Here is a 26918-nt window from a genome sequence, read left to right as displayed (position 1 = left end):
GTTCCCAAGACGTGGTCATTTTATGATTCACGGGTTTGTTCGATTGCCACCACTTTCTCAATGGTGCGCAGCAATGCATCCGGACTGAGGCTGATGGAGGTAATACCCAGTTTTACCAGGTATTCCGCCACTTCCGGGTAGTTGGATGGCGCTTCGCCGCAGATTCCCGCCGGGATGCCGTTGCGCTTTGCGCCCTCGACGGCCTGGCGGATCATCTCCATTACCCCGGGGTCCCGTTCGTCGAAATCGAATGCGACGATATCCGAGTCGCGATCCACTCCCAGCGTCAATTGCGTCAGGTCGTTGGAACCGATGGAAATACCGTCGAACAGTTGGCTGAATGCATCGATCTGCACCACGTTGTTGGGGATCTCGCACATCACATAGACTTCGAGGCCCGCTTCGCCCGGTGTCAGGCCGTGCTCGGCCATGGCCGCAAGCACCTTTTCGCCCTCGGGGATACGGCGGCAGAAGGGGATCATGACCTTGATGTTTTCCAGCCCCATCTCTTCCCGCGCGCGCTTAAGCGCCGCGCATTCCAGTGCGAACCCCTGCGCATAAGCCGGGTGCGCGTAACGTGCCGCACCGCGGAATCCCAGCATCGGGTTTTCTTCGTGGGGCTCGAAACTGCTGCCGCCGATCAGGCGCGCGTATTCATTGGTCTTGAAGTCTGAGGTGCGCACGATTACCGGGCGCGGGTAAAAGGCTGCGGCGATGGTGCCAATGCCTTCGGAAAGCTTCTGGATAAAAAACTCGCTACCACTCTCGTAGTTAGCGGTCAGTGCATTTAGCGCGTCACGGTCTCTTTCATCGGAAACCTGTTCCGGGCACGCCAGTGCCATGGGATGCGCCTTGATATGCTCATTGACGATAAACTCCATCCGCGCCAGACCCACGCCATCACAGGGCAGGGCGCTCAAGCGAAACGCCTGCTCGGGACTCCCCAGGTTGATCATCATTTTTGTTTTGGGTGACGGTACCTGGTCGAGTTCGGTGGTGACAACGTCGAATGGGAGTGCATCCTGGTAAATACGCCCAATGTCCCCTTCGGCACAAGAAATGGTTACCAGTTCGCCATCTTCAAGCGGATTGTCACCGCCAATACCGACGACCGCAGGGATACCGAATTCCCGCGCAACAATGGCGGCGTGGCAAGTGCGACCGCCGCGCTCTGTTACCACGGCTGCGGCCTTGCGCATCGCCGGCCCCCAGTCGGGGCTGGTACTTTCTGCGAACAGGATTTCGCCCTCGTTGAACGCAGACAGCTGGGTCGCGTCGCTGACCCGGTGCAGCTTGCCGCTGGCGATCCCGCTACCGATGGCTCGCCCGGTTGCGAGCAGGGTGCTTTTGTCTGGCTTCTCGCTGAACAGGTAGCGCTTCAACTGGTTGCGTGGTTTTTGCGAGGCCACGGTTTCTGGTCGCGCCTGCAATAGATACAGCTGACCGTCGTCACCATCCTTGCCCCATTCAAGGTCCATGGGGCAGGGGGCTCCCCGCTGAGCGCTGTAGTGCTTTTCGGTTTCAATAGCGTAGTGGGCGAGGGTCAATATATCGGGATCGGTCAGGCTGTAGTGGGCTCGGCGTGCGTCGGGGGTATCGATATTGTGCAGTTCCTGGCTATTAAGGTCTTCATCGCACACCAGGGTCTGCTGCTTGGCGCCGAGCTGCCTGCGCAATACACAGCGGTGCCCGAGTTCGTAGGTGGGTTTGTGTACATAAAATTCATCCGGGTCGACGATACCCTGGACGATATTTTCTCCGAGACCATAGGCTGAGGTAACGAAAACCACATCGCGGAAGCCGCTGTCGGTGTCCAGGGTAAACATGACACCACTGGAAGCGAGATCGGCGCGCACCATCTTCATTACGGCAATCGCCAGGAATACCTTGAAGTGGTCAAAACCATTGCGCTCCCGGTAACTGATGGCGCGTGCGGTAAACAGGGAAGCAAAGCAGCGCCGGCAGGCGTCCAGCAGGCCGTCGAGATTACCGATATTCAGGAAGCTGTCGTGTTGCCCGGCGAAGCTGGCTTCGGGCAGGTCCTCGGCAGTGGCGGAACTGCGCACGGCCAGTCGCACTTGGGGTCCGTATTGTTCGCATAGTTCGACATACGCTGCAGTGATTTGCTCCACCAACTCGTCCGGCAGTCCTGCTTCATACACGATTTTGCGTGCCTGTGCGGCCAACTCTGCCTGTCGGTCGTTGTCAGCGGAGCCGGCTTCGTTGAGGAGTTTGCGCAGTGGCTCCCATGCAGAGGCGCGATCGAGCATGGCGCGATAAGCACTTGCTGTGACCGTAAAACCATTAGGTACATGGATGCCCGTCGGCGTGAGTGTTCGGTACATTTCCCCCAGGGAGGCGGCTTTGCCGCCCACCTCGGCAAGATCGTTCAGTCCTGTATCCGCGAACCAGCGGATGTAGTTTGTATCAGTCATGTCGAGAGTAACGCCTGAAATTGACTCGTTATTCAACGTGAATTACGTCGAATTTCGTATTTCTCAAAATAGTCGAGCTAAGCTCTAAGCGCGTCCAGATTTCCCGCATTCCGTGTGTTAAACGCCAGCAATAACAGAGCAATATTCGCTCTAATAAATCCGCAGGCGTGATTTTCTTTTCCGTTAAAAAACCGTTATTCAATTAGCTTTGCCGATCCACTTCCGGGGGGAGCCGCTATGCCGTTCAAACATTTGTTAATTCCGTTGGATAGTTCGTCACTGGCTGAGGAGGCCATCGCACACGCCATTTCCATCGCGCAACAGAGCGGCGCAGACATTCATCTGTTACATGTGCAGAAATCTTCCTCTCACACGGATGATCACTGTACCGACCCGGTGGACTGGCGGCTGCGGCGGGCAGAAATGCGCAGCTATCTGAACAGTCTCAATGAAAAAATTGCCGCGCAGGATATACCTGTGACGGTGAGTATCGTGGAGGGCAGGCCGGCGGAACAGATCGTCGAATACTGTGAAAAGCATGCGATCGACCTGATCGTGATTACCGCCTACGGCAAGGGTGGGCTCAGCCGATTTGATTTTGGCAGCACCGCGCAAAAGGTATTCAGCGGCGCCGGGCGTTCCTTCCTGATTGTGCGGCCAGGTGAAAAACCGGCCGGGTCGGAACCAACAGCCTATCGGCGCATCCTGGTATCCATGGATGGTTCGCCACGCTCGGAGTGGGTAGCGTGTAAGGTAGCGTCGCTTATGCGCGGGCAGGAGGTAGAGATTATCCTGTTGCAGGTGATCGCGGTGCCCGAGATGCCCCGGCGTATGCCAATCACCCGGGAGGAACATGCCACCCGCGAAAAATTTGTTGAATGTAACCGCCGCGCGGCAGAAGCCTACCTCGACGAAATCGCCAATCAGCTCAAAAACGGTATCAAGGTAAGACCCCGCTTGCAGGTTTCCCAGAATGTCGCGGAACGTATTTACGCGACTGCGGCAGAAGAGGGCGTGGACCTGATTGCGATGAGTGCCCACGATTGGCAGACGGGCGCACAGCAGGTAACCGGTACGCTCTGCCATACGGTATTGTGTCATAGCAGCCTGCCTGTGCTGGTGTTTCAGGATATGCCGGAATCGCAGTTGCAGGCATTGCGCGGCGGTGTAGATACCGCGCATCAACCCCACCCATCACTGGCAAATAACGGCAATACCCATCAATGAAACTGCGTCGTGGAAACTCCGACGGGCTCGCCCGTGCGCGCGAGTTTTTCTCGCGCAAAAAGAAACATCGCCCCCCTGTAAACCAGGCAACCCGCACCAGCTCAACCGCTGGGGATTCCGGTGCGGATGATGAACAACGCCGTCAGGGAGAAATAAGCGCGCTTGCCAAACACCACCGGCATGTCATTTCATCGGGTCGCGTTTATCCCCTGAATGCACAGTTGCGCCGCCTTGATCAGCATTTCCAGGATATTTATCGGCGCCTCGCCGCGCGAGTAGAAGCCGGTGAGAAGGGCAGTCGCAGTGAGGAATGGTTGCTCGACAATCGGCACGTAGTGCAGGAAGCGCTTGAGCTGGTGAGGGAATCGCTACCGCGGACCTATCTCCGGCAATTGCCTATGGCGACAGCAGAAGAGGGTGGGTCCGATTTACGCGTGGGCTCACTGGCCGCTGTTCTTGTTGCCAATGTCCGTCAGCCCCTTGACCTTGAATCGGTGTACGACCTTGTCGACCACTATCAACAGGAAACCATCCTGACCACCGGTGAGCTCTGGGCGCTACCAGCCATGCTTCGCCTCCGCCTGTTGGAGCATCTCGCGCACTTTTCCGAAGACGCGCTGGAAAAGGCGGAAGCGGGCGGTGAGGGGGAAAGTGTCGGTATTGCGAGTGCGATCATCAGCCTGCGTGAATTACGCACACACGACTGGCGGGATTTTGTCGAGGCGCAAAGCCGTGTAGAGCGGATACTGAACACTGATCCTGCTGGTGCCTACGGGCAAATGGATTTTGAAACCCGCGATCGCTATCGCGGTGTGGTCGAACGTCTTGCCCGTGGCAGTAGTAGCGCCGAACACCGGGTAGCAGAGTGTGCTGTAGACCTGAGTGACAAAGAGCTGCAAGAGATACGTCGCCGGCACGTCGGCTATTACCTGGTCGGTGATGGGCGCGCGGAGCTTGAACAGACACTGGAGTTCCAGCCGAATTCCATGCAGCGTTTACACCGCTGGGTACTGGACCATGCATCGGCGGTCTACTTTTCTTCCCTCGCACTCCTTTCGGTGCCGCCTATCGTAGGCCTGGCTATATACCTTTTAAATAGTGGGGTTTCGCCCTGGTGGCTATTGCTGACGCTGGTGATTGTCGCGATACCTGTGGTCGGTATTGCCCTTGCGCTGGTTAACGGCCTGATCACGCATAGCCTGTCACCGCAAATGCTTCCAAAGATGGATTTTGATCGTGGTATCACGGACGAATTTCGCACTGCCGTGATCATGCCCGTACTGTTTGCCGATACCGAAGATGTAGAGCGAATCCTGCAGTGCCTGGAAATCAATTACCTGAATAATGAAGATCGCAATCTGGTTTACGTCGTGCTGAGTGATTTCGCCGATGCTGATACTCAGGACTCCGCAGAGGATGCGGTGTTGCTCCAGTGCGCGCGGGATACCGTTGAATCCCTGAATCTGCGATATGCCGACAGCGATGGCCGCGAGCCATTCCTGCTGTTGCATCGGGAGCGGCGCTGGAATCCGGTTGAGAAATGCTGGATGGGATGGGAGCGCAAGCGCGGCAAACTGATTGAGTTCAACCATTTGCTGAAAGGACACGACGATCACAGTTACACCACCTGCATAGGTAATCGCTCGGCACTGGAAAAAATTCACTTCGTCATCACCCTGGATGCCGACAGCCAGATGCCGCCAGGAACCGCTGCCCGGTTGGTCGGAACCATGGCGCACCCGCTGAATCGGGCGGTCATCGACGAGAGCAGCCGTCGTGTTGTGGCGGGACACGGGTTCATGCAGCCCAGGCTGGAGACCGATCCTGCGGGTGCGGTGGACTCGGTATTCAGTGAGATCTTTTCCGGCGATCGCAGTGTCGATCTGTACACCCATGCAGTGTCTGATGCCTACCAGGATCTATTTGGGGAGGCCATTTTTGCGGGTAAGGGTATCTATGATCCGCGCGTGTTTTCCCAGACCCTGGCGGGACATCTGGCGCAAAACGCGATTCTCAGCCACGACTTGCTGGAGGGATCCATCGGCGGCGCGGCACTCCTGTCGGATACCATTTTCTACGAGCAATATCCGCCCAATGTGGTTGCCCTGTTACGCCGCTCACATCGCTGGATTCGCGGCGATTGGCAATTACTGCCCTGGCTTCGGAAGCGGGTAACCATTGACGGTGGAGAGAGAGTAATAAATCCACTGCCGCCGATACACCGCTGGAAGATCGCCGACAACCTGCGCCGAAGCCTGGAAGCGCCGAGTCTGCTGGTGCTGTTCCTGCTGGCGTGGAGCGGCGCACTGCCGGGTAACGCCTGGGCGTGGACGCTGGGCGTTCTGCTGCTTTCTGCCGCTCCGGTGTGGCTAGAGCCGTTGTCTACCCTTTGGCGAGCGGTCGCAAGGCCCAATCGTGCGCATCACTACCTGCGCAATCTGGGCGGGATTCTGTGTCAGCGGCTCCAGCACTGGCTGATGTCCCTGGCGCTGCTACCTGTGCAGGCGGCCAATGCACTGGATGCGATCGTGCGGACGGTCTACCGGTTGGGGATTTCCCGCCGTCACCTGCTGGAGTGGACATCCGCAGCGCATGTGAACAGGTCTGTCGGTGCGGCTTCGGTTGCGAGTCGCAGCTGGCGTGAACTCTGGTTTGCACCGGTACTGGCGATATTGATCGCGGTCTGGTTGGCTGTTACTGCTCCACTCAGCCTGCTGCCCGCGGTGCCGCTCCTGTTTGCGTGGCTGATACTGCCGCAGCTCAACCAGCGCATTAATCGGCCGTATAAACCCGAGGCTCAGCCGTTATATGAAACCGATGAGCAGGAGTTGCGCCTGCTTGCCCGCCGGACCTGGTATTTCTTCGAGCACTTTATGGGGCCGGACGATCACTGGTTGCCGCCGGACAATTACCAAGAGCAGCCGGTGGCGGTACTCGCCCGGCGCACATCGCCGACCAATATTGGCCTGGGTCTGCTGGCGACGCTCAGCGCGTACGATTTTGGTTATCTCGACCTGACTCAGTTACTGGCGAGGCTTAACAACACCTTTGATCGCATGCGCGGGCTGCAGCGTTACCGTGGCCACTTTCTCAACTGGTATGAAACTCGAGAACTTCACCCATTGGACCCGCGCTATGTGTCCACGGTGGATAGTGGAAATCTTGCCGGCAGCTTTCTGACCCTGGCGAGCGGATTAGAGGCCCTGGATTCTACACCGATCGATGGTCGCCAGTTGGTGCAGGGCATGGCGGATACCCTGGGTGTCGTTGTCGAAACCCTGCAACCGCAAGAACCAGAGGTGGCATCAAGCGCGTTACGTGAGGTTACCGGTTATATTTCACAGCTGCGGGAAAGACTGGAAAGCGGTGGTGAAGGTGGCCACTGGTGGCAGATCATCGACGACATTCACGAGCGGGAAGTGCCGGCATTGCAGGACCGCGTGGTGGCATTGATTGAGGGCGACGAAAATTTCAGTGCGGAATCCCTCGGACGCCTGCGCCATTGGCTCGATGAACTGCTTCAGCACTCTATTGCTGCACGTCGCTATCAGGAAAGCCTGGAACCCTGGCAGCGGCTTATTGCTGCACCGCCGGTGGCGTGCCGTGAACAGGGCGGCCAGGTGGCCGAGCTTTTCCGGACATTGCATGGACAGCTGAACGCCCCGGTTACCCTCGTGACGTTGAAAGAGAGCTGTGCGGAGGCTTCAATGCAGCTGGACCAGCTTGAGGCGGCATTGTCTTACGTGGAGGGGCAGCAGCGCGAAGACACCGACGAGTGGATAGCCAGACTCAGGGATTCTTTCGTGGTGGCGCAGGGGAATGCGGACAAGTATAGGCGCGACCTGCAGCGCCTCGCCGACAAAGCGCGGCGTTGGGTTGCTGAGATGGATTTCGCATTCCTCTATGATCCTGACCGGCACCTGTTCCATATTGGGTATAACGTCAATGATGCAGCGCTGGATCCCAACTACTACGATCTGCTGGCATCGGAATCCAGGCTTACCGGGTTTATTGCCATTGCCAAAGGGGATGTACCTGCTCGTCACTGGCGACATCTCGAGCGTCCGTTCCGGCGTATCCAGCGTCGGACAGTCTTGATGTCATGGAGTGCCACGCTGTTCGAGTACCTGATGCCGCGCCTGCTGATGGAAACACCGGACCACAGCCTGGTAGGTCGTGCATGCCGCAATGCTATTGAGGTACACCGGGAATTTGCCGGGCGATTCGGGGTGCCCTGGGGAATTGCGGAGTCAGGCTTTTACGAACTGGATAGCCATCTGCATTACCAATACCGTGCATTCGGCGTGCCGGGAATAGGTTTTCGCCGAGACCTTGGCGAGCGCCTGGTGATTGCCCCCTATGCCTCCATGATGGCACTGCCTTTCTGTGCCGATAAGGTGATGGAAAACCTGCGCCAGTTGCGCAGCCAGGGCGGCTATGGACAGTTCGGCCTGCACGAGGCGATCGACTTCGGGCGTACGTCCAAACCCGCACCTCGGCGCGGGCGCACGGTACGATCCTATATGAGCCACCATCAGGGAATGATTCTGCTGGCGGTTAACAACTTCCTTCATGGCGATGTGATGTTGCGCCGCTTCCATAACGATGCGCGCATTTCTGGACTGACGCCCCTGTTACATGAGCGCATGCCGTCGTCACCGCCTGCGCTCCGGCCGTGGAAACGCCCGGGGGTTATGCGCAGTTTCCACGCGGAAGTCGTACTCGAGACCTGGTCGGCAACACCATCCCGTCCGTACCCACAGTACAACCTGCTATCCAACGGGCACTTTACTTCCGTACTCGCTGCCGATGGCGCCGGTGGCAGTTACTGGGACAACATCGCGTTGACGCGCTGGCAGACTGATCCAACCCATCACCAATGGGGACGCTTCTGTTATGTGAGGGATCTCGATAGTGGTTCGCTGTTTTCCGTTGGTCTGGCCCCGTGTGGTGGTGATGCACACCACAGCGCAGCCTATTTTTCCCCACAGAGTGTGGAGTACCAGCAGCGTGAATCGGAGCTGTTCTGTCGTTTGCATGTGGCGGTCAGCTCGCAGCACGACGTGGAAGCGCGCCGCCTGAGTATCAAAAACGAAAGCGATCGCGAGCGGCACTTGTTGCTGGCCGATTTTGCCGAAGTTGTTTTGGCGCCGGAGCGCGATGACCTGCGGCACCCGGCCTTTGCCAAGTTGTTTGTCGAGAGCCAGTACCTGCCGGAAGAGCAGGTGATGATTTATCGCCGGCGACCGCGCGGCAGCAATGAAAAGCCGATTTATCTGGCTGTCTCGGTCCTGGTGCAACCGGGTGTACGCCATCGACTGGCGTGGGAAACCGACCGTTTCCGCTTCCTCGGCCGGGGTGGCTCACCGGCTCGCCCGAAGGCCATGAACGAAGGGCTTGGAAGTTTCAGCGGTACTACCGGTCCTGTGCTGGATCCGGTTATTGCCGCCGCGCAGGAGGTCACAATTCCACCGCAATCGGAAATCGAGGTTGTGTATCTCACTGGTGCCAGTAAGTCTCGCAGTGAATTACTCTCCACCCTGAGCGCCTACCGCTCCCGCCCGAAAGCACGCTGGGTATTTGACCTCGCACGGATGCAGTCGGAGCAGGAGCTGCGTAACCTGCATATTACGTCCGGCTCCATGCACTGGATGATGGACCTGCTTTCGGTAGTGCTCGCTCCAATAGCACCATTGCGTGCCCCGTCGCGGATACTGGCGCGCAGCCGGCATATTCAGCCGGGTTTATGGAGCAAGGGCATTTCCGGTGATAACCCGATCTTGTTGGTACATATCCGCAAAGAACAGGAAAGCGCGTTTGCCGAACCCCTTCTGCAGGCACATACCTACTGGTGCGCGCGCGGCGTCACCGTCGATCTGGTTATTATCGACGAGGAGTCTGCCGGCTATGAGCAGCAAACGCGCGACAGGCTGCAGGAATTGATTGTAGATATTCGCGGTCGCACCTTGCGTAAACTGTCCGGGGCGGTGGTACTGATCCCCGGTCAGGAACTACCGGGGGATGCGCGCATGACCCTGCTGTCTGCGGCGCGGGTCATTCTCGATTCATCCGTGGGGTCGGTGCAGTCGCAATTGCAGAACGGATTTACCGCACTGCAGGAACAGCTGCAACCTCTGCCGCCATTTGTACCGGTGTCACCGGCAAATGCCACTCCACATGCGACGCCGGTTTTGCAGCGGCCGGACGATCTACTGTTCGACAACGGTCTGGGTGGATTCTCCACGGATGGCCGCGAATATGTCCTGCACCTGGAACCGGGGCAGCGGCCCCCGGCTCCATGGGTGAATGTCATCGCCAACCCAAATTTCGGTTGCCTGGTTTCTGAAGGTGGGTCCTGTTGCACCTGGGCCGGTAACAGCGGCGAACACCGCCTCACCGCCTGGAATAATGATCCGGTGCGTGACCCGAGCGGGGAAGTACTCTACCTGCGCGACGAGGAAACCGCGGAAGTATGGACACCAACGCCGGCACCGCGGCCGGCCGAAGGCGCCTATCAGGTTCGACACGGAGCGGGGTACAGCGAATATCGCCATAACAGCAACGGCCTTGAGCAATCCTGGCGGGTGTTCGTCGACCGTGAGGCCCCGGTGAAAATAGGGCGACTGACACTCACCAATTGCTGGGATCGGCCGCGCAGGCTTACGGCTACTTATTATCTCGAGTGGATTCAGGGGCTGGTGCGCGCCAATAGCTGGCCTCATCTGGTATGCGAATTCGAGGCCGAAAGCTGTGCACTTCTGGCTCGCAATGCGTTTGTAGCGGATGCCAAACCGGGAGTCGGTTTCCTGACTTCAAACCTGCCGCCTCACGGGGCCACCATGGACAGGCATGAATTCCTTGGGGACTCGGTCGGCCTGGAATCGCCGGAAGCGCTGTTTCGTATCGGTTTGTCGGGCCGGGTGCAGTGCGGTGGTGACCCCTGTGCCGCTTACCAGGTGCATATCGACCTGGCTGCTGGCGAAACACAGCATGTCTATTTTGTTGTCGGTGAAGGTGTCGACCGGACTCAGGCGCTCGCTCTCGCGCAAGAATTTCGTGTGCCGGAAAGAGCAGAAACTGCCCGGGAAGATTTTGAACAATTCTGGGAAGAGTTCCTTGGCAGGGTGCAGGTGGAAGTGCCGGATAAAGCCACCGAGATACTCGTCAACCGCTGGCTGCCTTACCAGACGCTGGCCTGTCGCCTGTGGGGGCGCAGCGGATTTTACCAGTCCAGCGGCGCATTCGGGTTCCGCGACCAGCTTCAGGATGTACAGGCATTATTGTGGACCCATCCTGAATGGACGCGCGAACACATCCTGCGCGCGGCATCGCGCCAGTTTCAGGAGGGCGACGTGTTGCACTGGTGGCACGAGCAACCGCTGCGAGGGGTTCGCACGCGCTGTTCCGATGACTTGTTGTGGTTGCCATTCGTTACCGCACAGTACATCCGCACCACCGGTGACTATGACATTCTCAATGAATCGGTTCCCTATCTGAAAGGGGATCCGCTGAAGAAGGATGAACACGAGCGCTACGCGGAATTTGATACCAGTGACGAGTCGGGTTCACTCTACGAACATTGCTGTCGAACGATAGAGCGGGCGAGCTCTGTCGGCCCGCACGGTCTGCCGATTATCGGCAATGGAGACTGGAATGACGGTTTCAGCCGTATCAGTACCACCGGTCGCGGTGAAAGCGTGTGGATGGGCTGGTTCCTGCTGCGGGTCTGCCGGGATATGGCCCCGCTTTGTGAGTACATTGGCGACTCGGCGCTGGCAGAGCACTATCGCGCGCTGGGCGAAAATTTTCGCAAGCAGGTGGAGGAGAGCGGCTGGGACGGCGCCTGGTACCGGCGCGCCTATTACGATGACGGCACGCCGGTTGGCTCAAAAGAGAGCGACGAATGCAAGATCGATCTGATTGCACAGACCTGGTCGGTTCTGTCTCAGGAAGCGCCTACGAACCGTGCGCGTGAAGCCATGGCTTCGGCCTATGTGCACCTGGTGCAAGAAGATGCACGGCAGGTACTGCTGTTAAAGCCGGCTTTTGATAAAACCAAGAAGGATCCGGGTTATATCAAAGGTTATCCCCCGGGTATCCGGGAAAATGGCGGTCAGTACACACATGCCGCAACCTGGTCAGTTTGGGCCGCTGCCGGTTTGGAACACAGTGATCGGGCGCACCATCTTTTCAGTTTGCTCAACCCGATAACCCATACAGATAACGCCGCCGGTGTCGAGCGCTACCGCACGGAACCCTATGTGCTCGCCGGTGATGTCTACGGCGTTGCGCCTCACATCGGACGCGGTGGCTGGACCTGGTATTCCGGTGCTTCCGGCTGGTTGTATCGCGGTGCACTGGAGGCATTGCTGGGCGTGCGGATTGTAGAAGGCAAAAGCCTTGAGATTAAACCTTGCCTGCCGGATAACTGGGATCAATTCCGTTTTTCAATGCGTTTCGGCGAAAGCCGATATGACATTGAAGTGCAGAACTGCGGCGACTGCCCGCGCAATATTTCCGAGTTGACGGTGGATGGGGATTCCATCAATGGAGAGCGCATACCGTTGGTTGATGATGGTGAGAACCATCGTGTGCGATTGGTATTTTCTGAAGAGGTGGTAACCAGCCAAAGCTGAGTTGCAAATTGAAGCTCGGGGTTAGTGAAACTGGGATTGGTGAATCAGACGGGGCAATCACATAGTTTGAAATAGTTGCTCGGCCACTTCCCTTTGACACAGTTCGGTGCCCTCAGTCATTACCGCCGCCGCACCTGCAGCCACGCCATACCGTGTGGCTTCGGGCAGCGTCATCCCTTGGGATAGACCGGCGACCAGGCCGCCAACGACCGCATCACCAGCCCCGACTTTACTCTGCAGCCGGACTGACGGTGCCGCTATGCGCTCCAGTATGTCCGCGGTAACGAGCAGCACGCCGGCGCGCCCGAGGGATACGATGACAACTTCGGCACCACGGTGCTCAATGATTTCCCGCGCGGCCTGTCCGATCGTGGCTTCGTCGCTCAGTTCGCGCCCAACGAGTTCCTCTAATTCACGCACATTCGGCTTGATCAGGTAGACACCGACCTTGAGGGCGTGCCTTAGAGCTTCCTTTTTTGTATCCACAATGATCTGAATGCCTTCCGGGACGTCACGCAGCAGGTTCTCATACCACTCTGGCGGTGCTCCCTCGGGCAGGCTGCCACTAAAGATCACATATTGGGCGGAGGCGGGAATTTGCCGGACTTTCTGTATCCAGCGTTGTTGCTCTACCTCGCGAAGCAGCGGGCCGGGCATACCAAAGCGAAACAGGTTTCCACTGGACTCCTCGCGAACGATCAGGTTTTCCCTGACCGGGTCCACTATCGGAACCGTCTCATACTGGACGTGCTCCGCATCTAGAAATTGACGCAGACGCTCGCCGTTTTCGCCTCCGCAGCTCCAGTAGGCGCAGACCGCTCTTCCCAGCCGCTGTATGACCCTGGCAACGTTAATTCCTCCCCCACCCGGATAGGCCCGGACGTCAGTACAGGACAGTTTACAGTTGGGAAGGATTTGCTCGACGCAGACGGTCTTGTCGATACATGGGTTGAGGGTAACGGTCACGATGGCCATAAAGTTCCTTTAAGACGGTAGATTCGCCTGTGACTAAAGCATCTTCGTGATCATGTCGGCACACCGCTGGGAAAAGGCCCACTCGTTGTCATACCAGGCAAACACTTTTAGGAATTTATCGCCCACCATCATGGTGTCCTTGGTGGTGATAATCGCGCTGTACGGCTTGCCTACAATGTCGCTCGAAACCAACTCCCGGTCGTCCACAGCGAGAATGCCCTTCAATGGCCCTTCTGCCCAATGCCTGAAAGCGTTGTTGACTTCGTCTACGTTGGTTCCTTTTTTCAAGGTACAGGTGAGGTCCAGTAGCGAACCGCATTTGAGTGGTGCGCGCACGGCACAACCGTGCATTTTGCCCGCCAGAGAGGGCAAAATGAGGCCGATAGTGGTTGCCGCCCCGGTAGTTGTCGGGACAAGGTTGGCCGCGGCCGCACGACCGCGGCGGAATTTACTGCTGTGACCGTCAACCAGGTTTTGGGAGGCGGTATAGGAGTGAATCGTGTTGATCATCCCGTATTCGATACCGAATTCTTCCTCCAGTACCTTCGCCACCGGCGCGAGGCAATTGGTCGTGCAGCTGGCCGTGGATATGATTTTGTGCCGATGCCGGTCATAGCGGTGATCATTGACGCCTACGACAAAATGCCCATCGATCATGCTCTTGCCAGGCGCTGAAATCAGTACTTTTTTGGCGCCGGCAGCCAGGTGTTTCGCTGCGCCCACCCTGGTGCGAAACATTCCGGTAGCCTCGAATACGACGTCTACGCCTTTTTCTCCCCAGGGCAGTTTGGCTGGGTCTTTTTCCGAGCTGAAAGAGATTGCCTGGCCGTCAACCATCAAGACATCGCCTTCACCGTGTACCTTCAGGTTTCGCGTGTGGTAGGTGGTATCCAGCTCAAGCAGATAGGCGATATTTTCTACGCTGGCCAAATCGTTCACATGAACCACTTCCAAACCGCCGCGGTGGGATTCTAGAGCGATGCGAAGTACCTGCCGGCCAATACGGCCAAGCCCATTGATGCCAATTCTCATCGTTTTCCCTTAGTGTCAGTTTGGCGTCTGGTCAGGCATGCACGGAATGCATTGCCAATGAGTAACGCAGCTCTCTAGGCCACCGTCAGATCGCGAGTGTAAATAACCTGGGTATGGTCCTCGGGATCAGTTCGGCAATCCCAACCCATATTGCGCGCCACTTCGCGCAGTCTGGAATTAGCGGCCGAGTCGATAGAGTAGAGGTTCTCTATGCCTCGTGCGCGCGCAGATTCGATAAGACGGTTGAGTAAAAGCGTTCCCAGTCCCTGTTTCTGCCAGTCGTCGGCTATAACCACGGCGCATTCAGCGGCTTTGCCTGCTGGCTCCAGCGCATAGCGGGCGACGCCAATTTCCAATTCACCGCTCTCCTGCTCGGTTGTCGCGATAAAAGCCTCCCGCTGGTCGTGGTCGATGTCGGTCAGTTGCTGAAGCAGTGTTTCACTCGGCGCCCCGACGCCACCGAGAAAGCGGAAATGGCGGGATTCCGGGGAAAGATTGGTAATAAATTCCCGTTCCAGATCGATATCTGCGCGGTTCATTGGCCGAATTGTCACCACCTGGCCGTTTCGTAGTTTTTCGGTGACGGTTCTGCTTAGTGCTTCGTGATGCTGTTCGCTCGACATTGTCATCTTTGTCCTCTCAAGTGTGGCCGTCCGTTTCTACACTCTGGCTACATAAATCTGCATAAAGAATAGATCCGTGTGGTTGATACCGGCCAATCGCATAAAGGTATTTAGGTGCAGGATGCACGCCGGGGCGGGACAGCCAACCAATGGGTACTTTTCTACTGGACGCGCGTGACCTGGATGCGTTGATTCAGGCGATCCGATCTCAGGGGCATCAGGTGGTGGGGCCGACATTGCGTGACGGGGCCATTGTGTACGACGAGTTACATGCGGCGGCCGACCTTCCCCATGGCTGGACCGACGAGCAGGAAAAAGGAACGTATCGTGTTCTTAAACGCGACGATGGCGCCTACTTTGGCTATGCCGCCGGGCCACACTCCTGGAAAAAGTTTTTACAGTTGCCGCGGCGGCCGGTGTGGCAAGCACAAAAAAGCGACAGCGGTGTTCAGATTCTGGAAATACAGGAAGCGGTGCCCAATCTCGCATTTATCGGCGTGCGCAGTTGTGAGCTGCACGCGATCGCCATTCAGGACCGGGTGTTTATCGGTGACCAGTACGCTAATGACAGCTACGCAAAGCGGCGTGCGAATCTGTTTACTGTCGCAGTGAACTGCACTTCCGCGGCGTCAACTTGCTTCTGTCTGTCGATGGATACCGGTCCGCAAGTGACCCTGCCAAGTGATCTGGCGATGACGGAAGTCCTTGAAGGCGACGAACACTACTTTCTGATTAGCGGTGGTAGTGAGCAGGGCGAGCGAATTTTGCAGCAGCTGCCAGTTCAGCCCGCGAGCGAGCATCAGGTGGCCCTGGGCAATCGAGCAATCGACCATGCCTCAGAGCAGATGGCCGAGGGGCCGCGTAATTTCGATAGCAGCGATATGAAAGCACTGCTTTACCGCAACTTTGAGAGTCCTGCGTGGGATCTGGTGGCGGATCGCTGCCTGTCCTGTGCCAATTGCACCATGGCTTGTCCGACCTGTTTCTGTTCCACGGTGGAGGATTCTACCGACCTGAGCGGTGAGCATGCCGAGCGCTGGGAGCGCTGGGACTCATGCTTTACCGGAGATTTCAGCTATATCACCGGCGGTTCGGTACGCGCCGACACACGTTCACGCTATCGCCAGTGGATGACTCACAAACTTGCCACCTGGCAGGACCAGTTTGGCTCCTCCGGCTGTGTCGGTTGCGGCCGCTGCATCGCCTGGTGTCCGGTAGGGATTGATATCACCGAGGAAGTAACTCGGATAAGAGAGATGGAAAAACAATGAAGAGCATGGCGCAACTACTGCACGAGCACCCTTTTTTTGCGGGTATGGAGCCGGAACATCTCGACTTTATCGCTGGCTGCGGAGAAAACCATATCTACAATGCCGGTGACTATATCGCCAGGGAAAATGCGCCAGCGGACCACTTCTTTCTGATCCGTGATGGCCAGGTGGCCGTCGAATGCTATGTGCCCAACTACGGATCGCTCTGCCTGCAGACATTACACAGCGGCGATATTTTCGGCTGGTCCTGGCTGTTTCCTCCACATCTCTGGACCTTCGACGCCCATGCTCTGGATGAGGTTCACGCAATCCGCCTGGACGGAAAATGCCTGCGCGAAAAATGTGAGAGTGATCCTAAATTCGGCTACGAACTGATGAAGCGCTTTGCACATATCATCACTGACCGGCTGCGCGCGACCCGCATACAACTCATGGATATCTACGGCCAGCGCAGGCCGCCAATGGATAGCGGGCAATGATACCAACCCTGTTCCGGATTGATCGTCGCTATGAGGAGCATGCCGGAACCTTCACGCTACAACTGAACCCGCCGTTGGGCTCGGACACTACGGGGTTCCGGCCGGGCCAGTTCAACATGCTGTACGCGTTTGGTGCCGGGGAAGTGCCAATCTCGATCAGTGGATCACCATCGGATAAGAATGGACTGGTGCATACATTCCGCACCCACGGCCTGGTGACGCTGGCGCTCGCGCGGCTGGGTGAGGGGGATAGCATCGGTGTTCGCGGTCCCTTTGGTGATGGTTGGCCGCTTGAACAAATCGCCGGTAAGGATCTGCTGATTGTCGCAGGTGGCCTGGGTCTGGCGCCGTTGAGGCCGGTAATTTACGGCGTGATGGAAGGAATATTGGGGCAAAGAAAGGCGACGCTTTTCTACGGTGCCCGGCGCCCTCAGGAAATGCTGTACCGCAATGAAATGTCATCCTGGCGGGAAAAAATGGAGTTGGAGCTGTCCGTTGATCACGCGGTAGCCGGGTGGCAAGGGCGGGTAGGGGTGGTAACCGGTCCCCTGGCGGCTGTGGAAATTGACGTGGCCAATTCCGTGGTGTTTTTGTGCGGGCCCGAAATCATGATGCGCTTTTGCATACGAGTTCTTGAGGAGAAAGGGGTCCCTTTATCGTCCATCTATCTGTCGATGGAGCGGAACATGAAATGCGCTACTGGTCACTGTGGCCACTGTCAGTGGGGGCCCAATTTCATCTGCAAAGACGGGCCGGTATTCTGTTACGGGAGTGTGAGCCGGTGGTTCAACATTCGCGCACTATAGAGACTGCGGAGACAAAGCCAAAACTCGCGGTTTGGAAATTTACTTCCTGTGATGGTTGCCAGCTCAGCTTGCTTGACTGCGAAGACGAACTCCTGCAACTGGCTGAGCAGGTGGAAATTGCCAATTTCATGGAGGCGTCCAGCGTTCAGTTGCCGGGGCCATATGATCTTTCGTTGGTGGAGGGGTCGATCACAACGCCGGAAGAAGAGCGCCGCATTCGTGAGATACGCGCGCAATCCCGTGTACTGGTAACAATAGGAGCTTGTGCTACCTCCGGGGGTATTCAGGCACTACGCAATTTTGCCGAAGTTGATGACTTCATTGCCGCAGTGTATGCGCACCCGGAATATATCGACACTTTGAAAACCTCAACGCCGGCCAGCGCTCATGTTGCGGTGGATTTTGAACTGCACGGTTGTCCAATCAACAAGCGACAGTTACTTGAAGTGATCAGTGCCTTTCTCCATCGGCGGCCACCGCAGATCCCGGCGCACTCGGTGTGTATCGAGTGCAAGCTCCGTGGCAATGTCTGCGTCTGGGTTGCCCATGGTACACCCTGTATGGGGCCAGTAACCCACGCTGGTTGTGGTGCTATCTGCCCGGCCTACAACCGCGGGTGTTACGCCTGTTACGGGCCCAAGGAAAATCCCAATACAGATTCCCTATGCCACTGGTGGCAGCAGGAACTGGGTGCAGAAAAGGCTACGGTGATTGAGAACCTGCGCAACTTCAATAGTGCGGCTCCGATATTTGATGTGGCGAGCCGGCGACAGGAAGGGGGCGATGACCAGGACTAAAACGGTAAAGGTAGACTACCTGGCACGTGTCGAAGGCGAGGGTGCCTTGTATATCCGTTACGACGATCGCGGCGTTCACGATGTAAAACTAAAAATATTCGAGCCACCGCGTTTTTTCGAAGGTTTTATGCGTGGGCGCGACTACCTGGAGGCACCGGATATTACCGCGCGCATCTGTGGTATCTGTCCTGTGGCATACCAGATGAGTTCCGTGCATGCAATGGAGCACGCGCTTGGGGTTACTGTTACCCCGGAATTGCGGGCCTTGCGCCGATTACTCTATTGCGGTGAATGGATCGAGAGCCACTCGTTACATATCTGTATGTTGCATGCCCCGGATTTTCTCGGTTACCCGAGCGCGGTAGCAATGGCTAAAGATCACGGCAAAATCGTGCAGGATGGGTTGCAGATCAAGAAAGCCGGCAATGCCATTGTGAATCTTCTTGGAGGCAGGGAGGTCCATCCAATCAATGTGCGGGTGGGTGGCTTTTACCGCGTGCCCACTGTTGCGGAGTTGAACCCTCTCAGAGAGCCGTTGTTGCGTGGTCGCGATATGGCCATGGACCTGGTGCGCTGGGCGGCATCGTTGCCATTCCCGAAATTTGAGCGCGACATGTCGCACCAGTATGAGTTTGTCGCCCTAAGTCATCCTTGTGAATACCCGATGAGTGAGGGGCGTATTGTTTCCACCCGTGGGCTGGATATACCGGTGTCAGAATATGACCAGCACTTTCGCGAAGAACAGGTCGAATACAGCAGTGCACTACACAGCGCGCTTATCGAACGCGGAGCGTATTTTGTCGGACCCATGGCCCGCTACAATATCAACTATGCGCAGCTGTCACCCCTGGTAAAGGAAACCGCAGAAGATATCGGCTTCCCGCCATTTTGCGCCAATCCGTTCCAGAGCATCGTGGTGCGTTGCCTCGAAGTACTGTTTGCCTTTGATGAAGCATTGCGCATTATCGACAGCTACCGTGTGCCGCAGAAGCCCTACGTCGAAACTGCACGAAAATCAGCAACTGGCTATGGCGCAACGGAAGCTCCGCGCGGCTTGCTGTTTCACCGCTACAGTATTGACGACGCAGGGAAAATCACGGATGCCAAAATAGTGGCGCCTACCTCGCAAAACCAGAAAACCATTGAACATGACCTGCGCTTGATGCTGCCGAAGTTTTTCCACCTGCCGGAGGCTCAATTGCAGGCCCAATGCGAGCAGGCCATACGCAATTACGACCCATGTATTTCCTGCTCGACCCATTTCCTGCGCCTGGACCTGAGGCACAGTGAGAGGAGTCAGCCATGAACAAGTGGGTGGTGATAAGCCTGGGGAACCGCTTCCGCGGCGACGATAGCGTAGGCCCTTATATTCTGAATCGACTGCGCGATCAGGTCGGTCATATGGCCGAATGTATAGAAAACGGCGGTGATATCGGTCAACTACTGGATGACTGGAAACAGCGTTGCGTGTGTCTGGTGGATGCAGTGATGGACCAGGGGGGAAGGGTAGGCGACATCGTGCGGATCGATGGGCTGAGTGAAGACCTACCGCAAAACCTCAGCACCACATCCAGCCATGGCTTGAGTCTGGTGGAGGCGATCGAGCTCGGGAAGACGCTCGATGCGCTGCCACATCATTTGGCAATCTACGCCATCTGTGGCGAGAACTTTGCCATCAGCGCGGGCTTGTCCCCGGCCGTGAAGGCCGCTGCGACAACCGTTGAACAGGAAATTGTTGAATTATTGAATAGGCAGGAGGCCAACAATGCACGAGCAATCCCTGATCCAAAACCTGGTAGATAAAATTCACCGCCTGGCGGCGAGTGAGCGCGGTACGCTCGTCGGGGCCACGCTGCGTTTGGGCGCACTGGCCCATATATCCGCCGATCACCTGCGAGAGCATTTTGAGCGGGAGACGAATGGTACGGCGCTCGAAGGCCTGCAGCTCAAAATAGAAGAGCTGCATGATATCAACCACGCGGAGGCCCAGGACATTGTTCTGGACAGCCTGGAGTTTGAGGGCTGCGATGAGCGCTGAGGTGATTGAACGCCACCGCCTGAATATTACCGGCGTAGTACAGGGCGTAGGTTTCCGGCCATTTGTCTATCGCCTGGCTCAAGCTTGTGAGCTTGATGGCTGGGTCTCCAACGACCCGGGCGGTGTCTGCGTCGAAGTGCAGGGGGATCTACAGCTCGTGCAGGCGTTCATCCGGCAGTTGCCGCTGGACTTGCCTGAACGGGCCGATATTCACAGTCTCACCAGCTCGCAGATTCCGATATGTTCAGAATCCGGGTTCAGCATCCGGGAAAGTGCAACAGGCGCAGTTCCAACTGCACTCATATTGCCGGACATTGCCCCCTGCGAAGCCTGTTTACAGGAACTTTCCGATCCTGCCGCACGCCGCTACCGTTACCCGTTTATCAACTGTACGCAATGCGGTCCCCGCTTCAGCATCGTGGAACGCTTGCCGTATGATCGTGCACACACTGCAATGAAACATTTTGCTTTGTGCGATCCCTGCCAGCGGGAATACGGGAATCCCGTCGACAGGCGCTTTCATGCCGAGCCCACCGCCTGTCAGGAATGTGGCCCTCAGCTAGCCCTGTGCCGTTCGGATGGAACAATCGTTGCCCGTGGAGAAGATGCCCTGCAAAAGGCCGCAGAGGCGATTCGGCGGGGAAGCATCCTGGCGCTGAAAAGTATCGGTGGCTTTCAGTTGATGGTGGATGCGTCCAACGCGGAGTCTGTCAGCCTGTTGAGAGCGCGTAAACAGCGTCCACACAAGCCTTTTGCGCTGATATATCCGGACATTACCAGTGTGGTCCAGGACTGCTTCCTTTCTGAGCCGGAGCAGCAACTGCTCAGTGCCCCGGAGCGGCCGATTGTCATCCTTAAGGGCAGGCCGCAGGCAAGTATGCACGTGGCTCGCGAAGTTGCCCCCGGAAATCCGAATATTGGTGTAATGTTGCCGTGCTCACCTCTGCACCATCTATTGTCCCAGGCTCTGGAAAGTCCACTGGTTGCAACGAGTGGCAACCGCGGGGGGGAGCCGATCTGCACCCGCGATGAGGATGCGATACAGCGGCTTGGTGATATTGCAGACCTTTTTCTTGTACACGACCGTCCGATTTTACGGCCATTGGATGACTCGGTTGTTCGGGTAATGGACGGAAAGCCTGCGATACTCCGTCGCGCCCGGGGCTATGCCCCTCGTCCGCTCCAGCTGCCGGAGGGGATTGTCAACAACGGTGATCTGTTGGCACTGGGTGCCGATCTGAAAAATACAGTAGCGGTGTGCCGCGGCCGAACAGTACACCTGAGTCAGTACCTGGGGGATTTGCAGAATCCGCGAGTGATGGCGAATTTCCAATCTACTATTGAAGACCTCACAAAGTTCCATGGCCTGAGTTCATTGAGCGTCGTTTACGACCCGCATCCCGGCTATTCATCTCGACGCTGGGCTGAGGCGTCGGGGCAGATGTCGCTGGCAGTGCAGCACCATGTTGCACACTTCTTTGCGTGTATGGCCGAGCATGGGCACGGATTTTCCGCGCTTGGCGTATGCTGGGATGGCAGTGGTTACGGCGAAGATGGCACGCTGCGCGGCAGCGAATTTCTGCAATGGGACGGCCGCGTAGAGGTGAATCGCAGGGCCAGTATACGAAGTTTTCCGTTACCTGGCGGTGAACTGGCTATTCGTGAACCCCGCCGCGCACTTGCGGGGATACTGTATGAGGCACTGGGCGAAGCTGCTTTCAGTAAAGCCCCGCTATTACAGCTATTCAAGCGCAGTGAGTTGCCAAACCTTAAAAAAATGCTTACGCAAGACATAAATTCTCCGCGCTGCTCAAGCGTGGGACGTCTGTTCGATGGTTTTGCCGCACTGTGCGGTTTGGCTGGTGCGACCAGTTTCGAGGGTCAGGCGGCGATGGCGGTAGAGTTCGCCGCGGAAAAGGCAACTACCGACCATTGCTACCCATTCAAAATAGAACAGGACGACGGGCACCGGATCCTCGACTGGGCCCCTATGCTCTCTGCGGTATTGGAGGATATACAGCGCGGTGTGAAGGCCGAAGTCCGGGCAGCGATTTTTCACAATACCCTTGCGAACATGGTCCTCTCTATCGCCGAGACCATTGGTGAGCGCGATGTGTTTTTGTCCGGGGGAGTCTTCCAAAACAAAAATTTGCTGGAAAAAACCGCTGGTTTGTTGCGGACTCAGGGATTTCGTCCGCACAGCCATAGCCAGGTACCAGCCAACGACGGGGGGCTCGCGCTGGGCCAGATGTACTATGCCCGTGCTATGGCGGCTTGCGGGTTGATCAATGGCAAGGGTGGTGCCCTGTGTGTTTAGCAATCCCTGGGCGCGTCGAAGTTATCCTCTGTGAAGAACCACTGGAGCGTAGTGCACGGGTGAGTTTTGGTGGCATCAATAAGGAGATCAATATCACCTTTGTCCCCGAAGCTACAGTGGGGGACTACGTGATCGTGCATGTGGGTTTCGCTATCTGCCGGGTGTGCGAGCAGGAAGCGCAGCGGATTTTCCAGTATCTCGCAGAAATTGGCGAGATTTCAGGGCGTGGGGGAATCGGCAGGGATAGCGGATGAAGTATCTGAAAGAATACAGGCAGCGGGAAAGCATCGAAGCCATTTCAGCGGAGATAGCCCGGATCACTACCCGGCCCTGGACGATCATGGAGGTGTGCGGCGGCCAGACCCACGCCATCGTAAAGTATGGTCTGCAGGCATTCTTGCCAAAGCAGGTTGAACTGGTACACGGTCCAGGCTGCCCGGTTTGTGTTACTTCCCTCGAAATCCTGGACCAAGCGATGATGATAGCGGCGCGTGCCGATGTTATTTTTTGCTCCTTTGGCGACATGCTCCGGGTGCCAGGTAGCCGGCAGACCCTGCTTGCGGTCAGGGCCGCCGGCGGTGACGTGCGTACCGTATATTCACCGCTTCAGGCGGTAGGGTTGGCGGAACAGCATCCTGATAAAGAAGTGGTCTTTTTCGCGATCGGATTTGAAACAACGGCACCGGCCAATGCAATGGCTGCCTTCCAGGCACAACACAAGCAACTGCAAAATTTTTCCCTGCTGGTGTCCCAGTTTCTGGTACCACCGGCAATTGCCTCGATCAGCGCCAGTGCGGACTCCCGTATACAGGCATACCTGGCGGCAGGACATGTGTGTGCAATCACCGGGTACGAGCAATACCTGCCATTGGCCGAGCAATATGGGGTACCCATCGTCGTTACCGGATTTGAGCCGCTGGATATTCTGGAGGGCGTGATGATGTGCGTGAAACAATTGGAGCTGGGTCACCATGTGGTGGAAAACCAATATGTCCGCGCCGTAGTACGTGACGGCAACCGCAAGGCTCAGGAAATACTGGAGCGCGTTTTTGAAATTTCGCCGCAAACATGGCGTGGCGTTGGGCAAATTGAGAATAGCGGATTGCGGCTGCGGACAGAGTACATGCACCTGAATGCGGGGCAAAAGTTCGGGCTGCCATCGAAAAGGCCCGTCGATAGCAGTGGCTGCATTAGCGGCGACATCATGCGCGGCCAGAAAAAGCCGGCACAGTGCCCGCATTTTGGCACCCGTTGCCGGCCACAACATCCTTTGGGTGCGCCGATGGTGTCTACGGAAGGGCCCTGTGCGGCCTATTACCGTTACAGTAAACCGGTGACCTCGAATGAATATTGAATGCCCGGCTCCCGTGGAGACAGCGGATCGTATTTGTCTCGCTCATGGCAGCGGTGGTGAACTCAGTCAGCGATTGTTGCACAAGTATATTTACCCCCATTTTAAAAACCCCTGGCTCGAACGGCCCCATGACAGTGCGATTCTGCCTCTGGATGGCGGAAAACTGGCTTTCACCACGGATTCATTTGTCGTCTCGCCCCTGTTCTTTCCTGGTGGCAATATCGGGGAGCTCGCAGTCTACGGAACGGTAAATGACCTCGCCATGAGTGGCGCTCGTCCGCTGTACCTGAGTTGCAGCCTGATTCTGGAAGAGGGACTGCCGCTGCGCGCGCTGGATCGGATTATGGCATCTATGGGGTGTGCCGCTGCTGAAGTGGGTGTGCAACTGGTAACCGGTGATACCAAGGTGGTAGAGCGGGGAAAGGGCGATGGCCTCTATATCAATACGGCGGGGGTTGGCAGGGTAGCATGCAAGGAACATATTGCCCCCGAGTGTATTGAAACGGGTGATGTAATACTGCTCTCCGGAGATATTGGTCGTCACGGCATGGCGGTCATGGCGAAACGGGAAGGACTGGAGTTTGATAGCCCGCTACAGAGTGATTGTGCTCCACTACACGAGCCAGTTCTGGATTTACTTGCCGCCGGTATTTCTGTGCACTGCCTGCGTGACCTGACCCGTGGTGGATTGGCGACGGCACTTATTGAACTGGCAACAGCCAGCGGTCGGCAAATGACCCTGCAAGAACCTGAAATTCCCGTCGGAGAGGCGGTACAGGGCGCGTGTGAGCTACTGGGCATTGATCCCCTGTATGTCGCCAATGAAGGACGTTTCATAGCTGTAGTGCCTGTGGAGCAGGAAGCGCAGGCTTTGGCCATTCTCAAGCGTCATACCGTTTCCGCTGGTGCCTGTGCCATTGGTCGGGTAGGGGTGTCGGGCCACTCCAGCCTGATTCTGCAGAATATGCTTGGCTGTGAGCGAGTACTGGACTTTCTCCCGGGGGAGCAGCTGCCGCGAATCTGCTAACTTGCTACGATAGCGAATATGCGGATATTTCAATGGTATTCTCGATATCGGCCGCACGTGGCGGCCTGTATCGGTCAGCGATATTTTAGGGGCTCTTAGCCGCTCAGGGTTAAAATATAAATTTAACCTTCTCCAAATCAACCGTGCTATCGAGCCGTGTACCTGATCCCGGTGCAGCCACAAATTTATCCGACTTTATATCAAAGCCGTTGTCCTTAAACCAATAGATGCTTCCCCCCTCATCTACTGCAAAAAAGATTCCGTCTGCTCTTCCGATCAGCGTATGCAGCTTTTCTTGCAAGAGCCCTTTCCAGGGTGTTTTATTTAGTACTATCGGGTTATTGTTTTTTACCCATATGTTTTCCCCGGATGATCCGAGATACTGATTTCGGGCCACGTTTTCGCCGTCCGGTGTTGGGTCATAGAAGTAAAGTTTATGGTCGCCAACGCAAAATGCATTCTTATACGGAACCTTGTGTAGTTTGCTTCCGGATCCGATTTGCCAGCCAACAGCACCGGATTCGCTTATACATTGATACCAGAAAATCGCTGCGGAGCCATTATTTGGTTTCTTTATCTCGAATATCATGCCATCGCTACTTGCGGTGATCGCTTTTATATCGTCATGGTTCGCAGAAAAGTTATGGCTCACGATATTTCCGGATCCCGGCTTAAGGGTCATATGCTCGCCTGCACCGGAAAATTCGTAACGCTTAAGTGTGTTTTTATTATCCAGGGTGAATATGAGGTTGTTTCCGGCAGAGAACGCAAAGTCTATATTTTCATCCTTTTGCAGCGTTACGAGAGGGTGCTTCTTGGAAATCCATTTCCCCACGCCATTTGCGCCCTCGTAGCTGTATACAGCGAGTTTGTTGTCATTGTCGATTACAAATATGTTGTTTGGATTGCCGACGCTTCCTGATTTAATATGCTTTTCAATGGCTCGGGCCAGTAGTTTTCCCTTTTCCTCAATGTCCTTTTCAGGGAAATATTCTTTGGTAAATAGCTTGTCAAGCTGCTCAAGAGATACTCGAATTGGCGCTGGGTTTCCCGGTACAGAAGCCATCCAGGCGTTGATGTCCGAGTTTGGCACGCCCCCTCTGAAGCGTAGCTGTTCCTGCGTTGTTTCGGTTTGCCTTTTGAATTCTTTGGATTTTTTATTGCTTTCAGAATAAGAAGCACCGCCGGAAAATTGTTTGAACGTCGCTTCGGCTTCGGTACTGATATCAATATTTTCTTCGATCAGCGATTCATAAGTTTCGGAGTCGATTCGAATTGTCTGGTAGGCCATGCCGCCAAAAGTAACCTCAGTGGCAAAGTGTGTACCAAATTTTTGCACGAAGTTATCGTATTCAGTTTCACCCCCATCTACCTTAAGCGCAATTACCGCATTGGTAAATTCCGGCGAGAGATTATGCCCATCTGTATAGCCATCATCGGCACCCAGTAAGCGTATTGCAGGCGCTTCTACCTCCGCAGACATCCAGGTGAACATCGCCCGGCGTCCACGATTGGTGCGCGCAAACGAGTTGAACATGACGGAGGCACTAGCGCTCACAACGCCTTCAAGACCAGCGTTTACCTTCACATGTTGGGTGAATTTTTTCTCCAGGGTCGAAGACTCGAAGATCATCTGTGACTCACTGACCTGATCTCCTCCGGTTTCCGGTCGATACCCAACACCCTTTGGGAGGAGGCGGCTACCATCCGCAATTGATTCGAAGTCTGTGGTCTTGAATTGGAGGGCGGTTAGCAGTTTCGCGGATTCTTCGAGGTCGAGTGGGTTTATTTTCGTAATATCGAAGAGTCGACCAAGATAGCTTACATTTTTGAGTTTGCTTGTTACGCTGCCGACAAACTGTGTCAATGTGACTTCTTTGGGGGGATCTTGATCTTTCATT

At 56.2% G+C, this 26918-nt stretch carries 18 protein-coding genes; 13 read left to right on the top strand and 5 right to left on the bottom strand.

Annotated features, from left to right (window positions below):
• Window positions 1-20: 20 nt before the first annotated feature.
• The gene (gene ppsA, locus LC093_RS02145; RefSeq protein WP_226661522.1) at window positions 21-2435 is read right to left on the bottom strand and encodes a phosphoenolpyruvate synthase; all 2415 of its coding nucleotides are present in this window, start codon (window positions 2433-2435) and stop codon (window positions 21-23) included.
• 237 nt (window positions 2436-2672) lie between these two features.
• Here ppsA and LC093_RS02140 point away from each other — a divergent pair, with 237 nt between their 5' ends.
• The gene (locus LC093_RS02140) at window positions 2673-3662 is read left to right on the top strand and encodes a universal stress protein (RefSeq protein WP_226661521.1); all 990 of its coding nucleotides are present in this window, start codon (window positions 2673-2675) and stop codon (window positions 3660-3662) included.
• Entirely contained in the window at window positions 3659-12298 is an 8640-nt protein-coding gene (locus tag LC093_RS02135) for a GH36-type glycosyl hydrolase domain-containing protein (RefSeq protein ID WP_226661519.1), read from the top strand. Before LC093_RS02140 ends, LC093_RS02135 begins: the two co-directional genes overlap by 4 nt.
• A gap of 57 nt (window positions 12299-12355) precedes the next feature.
• Here LC093_RS02135 and LC093_RS02130 read toward each other — a convergent pair whose 3' ends face one another.
• The 3 genes from LC093_RS02130 to LC093_RS02120 all read right to left on the bottom strand — a co-directional run bounded on the left by LC093_RS02130 (window position 12356) and on the right by LC093_RS02120 (window position 14928).
• Window positions 12356-13273 (bottom strand): 1-phosphofructokinase family hexose kinase, encoded by a 918-nt coding sequence (locus LC093_RS02130; RefSeq protein WP_226661517.1) that lies wholly within the window; start codon window positions 13271-13273, stop codon window positions 12356-12358.
• A 33-nt stretch (window positions 13274-13306) separates the two neighbouring features.
• Window positions 13307-14305: a type I glyceraldehyde-3-phosphate dehydrogenase gene (gap, locus tag LC093_RS02125; RefSeq protein ID WP_226661515.1), complete on the bottom strand. Its 999-nt coding sequence runs from the start codon at window positions 14303-14305 to the stop codon at window positions 13307-13309.
• 74 nt (window positions 14306-14379) lie between these two features.
• Complete coding sequence (locus LC093_RS02120; RefSeq protein WP_226661513.1) at window positions 14380-14928, bottom strand: GNAT family N-acetyltransferase; 549 nt, start codon at window positions 14926-14928, stop codon at window positions 14380-14382.
• A gap of 149 nt (window positions 14929-15077) precedes the next feature.
• On the opposite strand from LC093_RS02120, the gene LC093_RS02115 reads away from it, so the two are divergent.
• The 11 genes from LC093_RS02115 to hypE are packed head-to-tail and all read left to right on the top strand — an operon-like array spanning window position 15078 to window position 25017.
• Window positions 15078-16199 carry a 4Fe-4S dicluster domain-containing protein gene (locus LC093_RS02115; RefSeq protein ID WP_226661512.1) on the top strand — a complete coding sequence of 374 codons (1122 nt, stop codon included), beginning with the start codon at window positions 15078-15080 and terminating at the stop codon, window positions 16197-16199.
• Entirely contained in the window at window positions 16196-16678 is a 483-nt protein-coding gene (locus LC093_RS02110; protein ID WP_226661510.1) for a cyclic nucleotide-binding domain-containing protein, read from the top strand. Before LC093_RS02115 ends, LC093_RS02110 begins: the two co-directional genes overlap by 4 nt.
• Window positions 16675-17484 (top strand): FAD/NAD(P)-binding protein, encoded by an 810-nt coding sequence (locus LC093_RS02105; protein WP_226661509.1) that lies wholly within the window; start codon window positions 16675-16677, stop codon window positions 17482-17484. Before LC093_RS02110 ends, LC093_RS02105 begins: the two co-directional genes overlap by 4 nt.
• Window positions 17460-18281, top strand: coding sequence for an oxidoreductase (locus tag LC093_RS02100; protein ID WP_226661507.1), 822 nt, complete (start codon window positions 17460-17462; stop codon window positions 18279-18281). The genes LC093_RS02105 and LC093_RS02100 overlap by 25 nt, the downstream gene beginning before the upstream one ends.
• Complete coding sequence (locus LC093_RS02095) at window positions 18268-19587, top strand: Ni/Fe hydrogenase subunit alpha (RefSeq protein WP_226661506.1); 1320 nt, start codon at window positions 18268-18270, stop codon at window positions 19585-19587. Before LC093_RS02100 ends, LC093_RS02095 begins: the two co-directional genes overlap by 14 nt.
• Entirely contained in the window at window positions 19584-20084 is a 501-nt protein-coding gene (locus LC093_RS02090; RefSeq protein WP_226661504.1) for a hydrogenase maturation protease, read from the top strand. Before LC093_RS02095 ends, LC093_RS02090 begins: the two co-directional genes overlap by 4 nt.
• Window positions 20047-20319 carry a hydrogenase/urease maturation nickel metallochaperone HypA gene (locus LC093_RS02085; protein WP_226661502.1) on the top strand — a complete coding sequence of 91 codons (273 nt, stop codon included), beginning with the start codon at window positions 20047-20049 and terminating at the stop codon, window positions 20317-20319. Before LC093_RS02090 ends, LC093_RS02085 begins: the two co-directional genes overlap by 38 nt.
• Entirely contained in the window at window positions 20309-22636 is a 2328-nt protein-coding gene (hypF, locus tag LC093_RS02080; RefSeq protein ID WP_226661500.1) for a carbamoyltransferase HypF, read from the top strand. Before LC093_RS02085 ends, hypF begins: the two co-directional genes overlap by 11 nt.
• Window positions 22627-22890 (top strand): HypC/HybG/HupF family hydrogenase formation chaperone, encoded by a 264-nt coding sequence (locus tag LC093_RS02075; protein WP_226661498.1) that lies wholly within the window; start codon window positions 22627-22629, stop codon window positions 22888-22890. The genes hypF and LC093_RS02075 overlap by 10 nt, the downstream gene beginning before the upstream one ends.
• Window positions 22887-23990, top strand: a complete 1104-nt coding sequence (gene hypD / locus LC093_RS02070; RefSeq protein ID WP_226661496.1) for a hydrogenase formation protein HypD — start codon at window positions 22887-22889, stop codon at window positions 23988-23990. The genes LC093_RS02075 and hypD overlap by 4 nt, the downstream gene beginning before the upstream one ends.
• On the top strand, window positions 23980-25017 hold the full coding sequence (gene hypE / locus LC093_RS02065) for a hydrogenase expression/formation protein HypE (RefSeq protein WP_226661494.1): 1038 nt from the start codon (window positions 23980-23982) through the stop codon (window positions 25015-25017). Before hypD ends, hypE begins: the two co-directional genes overlap by 11 nt.
• 109 nt (window positions 25018-25126) lie before the next feature.
• Here hypE and LC093_RS02060 read toward each other — a convergent pair whose 3' ends face one another.
• Complete coding sequence (locus tag LC093_RS02060) at window positions 25127-26917, bottom strand: MAC/perforin domain-containing protein (protein ID WP_226661491.1); 1791 nt, start codon at window positions 26915-26917, stop codon at window positions 25127-25129.
• Window position 26918 lies beyond the last annotated feature (1 nt).

It is taken from the genome of Microbulbifer aggregans (assembly GCF_020524005.1).
GTDB lineage: Bacteria > Pseudomonadota > Gammaproteobacteria > Pseudomonadales > Cellvibrionaceae > Microbulbifer > Microbulbifer aggregans_A.
The sequence above is the reverse complement of the archived record's forward strand: the minus strand, read 5'-3'. Positions and strand labels throughout refer to the sequence as shown.

Bases quoted from the DNA above. Each gene is read 5' to 3' on its own strand.
- ppsA (WP_226661522.1), bottom strand. From the start codon at position 2,435: ATGACTGATACAAACTACATCCGCTGGTTCGCGGATACAGGACTGAAC.
- LC093_RS02140 (WP_226661521.1), top strand. From the start codon at position 2,673: ATGCCGTTCAAACATTTGTTAATTCCGTTGGATAGTTCGTCACTGGCT.
- LC093_RS02135 (WP_226661519.1), top strand. From the start codon at position 3,659: ATGAAACTGCGTCGTGGAAACTCCGACGGGCTCGCCCGTGCGCGCGAG.
- LC093_RS02130 (WP_226661517.1), bottom strand. From the start codon at position 13,273: ATGGCCATCGTGACCGTTACCCTCAACCCATGTATCGACAAGACCGTC.
- gap (WP_226661515.1), bottom strand. From the start codon at position 14,305: ATGAGAATTGGCATCAATGGGCTTGGCCGTATTGGCCGGCAGGTACTT.
- LC093_RS02120 (WP_226661513.1), bottom strand. From the start codon at position 14,928: ATGTCGAGCGAACAGCATCACGAAGCACTAAGCAGAACCGTCACCGAA.
- LC093_RS02115 (WP_226661512.1), top strand. From the start codon at position 15,078: ATGGGTACTTTTCTACTGGACGCGCGTGACCTGGATGCGTTGATTCAG.
- LC093_RS02110 (WP_226661510.1), top strand. From the start codon at position 16,196: ATGAAGAGCATGGCGCAACTACTGCACGAGCACCCTTTTTTTGCGGGT.
- LC093_RS02105 (WP_226661509.1), top strand. From the start codon at position 16,675: ATGATACCAACCCTGTTCCGGATTGATCGTCGCTATGAGGAGCATGCC.
- LC093_RS02095 (WP_226661506.1), top strand. From the start codon at position 18,268: ATGACCAGGACTAAAACGGTAAAGGTAGACTACCTGGCACGTGTCGAA.
- LC093_RS02090 (WP_226661504.1), top strand. From the start codon at position 19,584: ATGAACAAGTGGGTGGTGATAAGCCTGGGGAACCGCTTCCGCGGCGAC.
- LC093_RS02085 (WP_226661502.1), top strand. From the start codon at position 20,047: ATGCACGAGCAATCCCTGATCCAAAACCTGGTAGATAAAATTCACCGC.
- hypF (WP_226661500.1), top strand. From the start codon at position 20,309: ATGAGCGCTGAGGTGATTGAACGCCACCGCCTGAATATTACCGGCGTA.
- hypD (WP_226661496.1), top strand. From the start codon at position 22,887: ATGAAGTATCTGAAAGAATACAGGCAGCGGGAAAGCATCGAAGCCATT.
- hypE (WP_226661494.1), top strand. From the start codon at position 23,980: ATGAATATTGAATGCCCGGCTCCCGTGGAGACAGCGGATCGTATTTGT.
- LC093_RS02060 (WP_226661491.1), bottom strand. From the start codon at position 26,917: ATGAAAGATCAAGATCCCCCCAAAGAAGTCACATTGACACAGTTTGTC.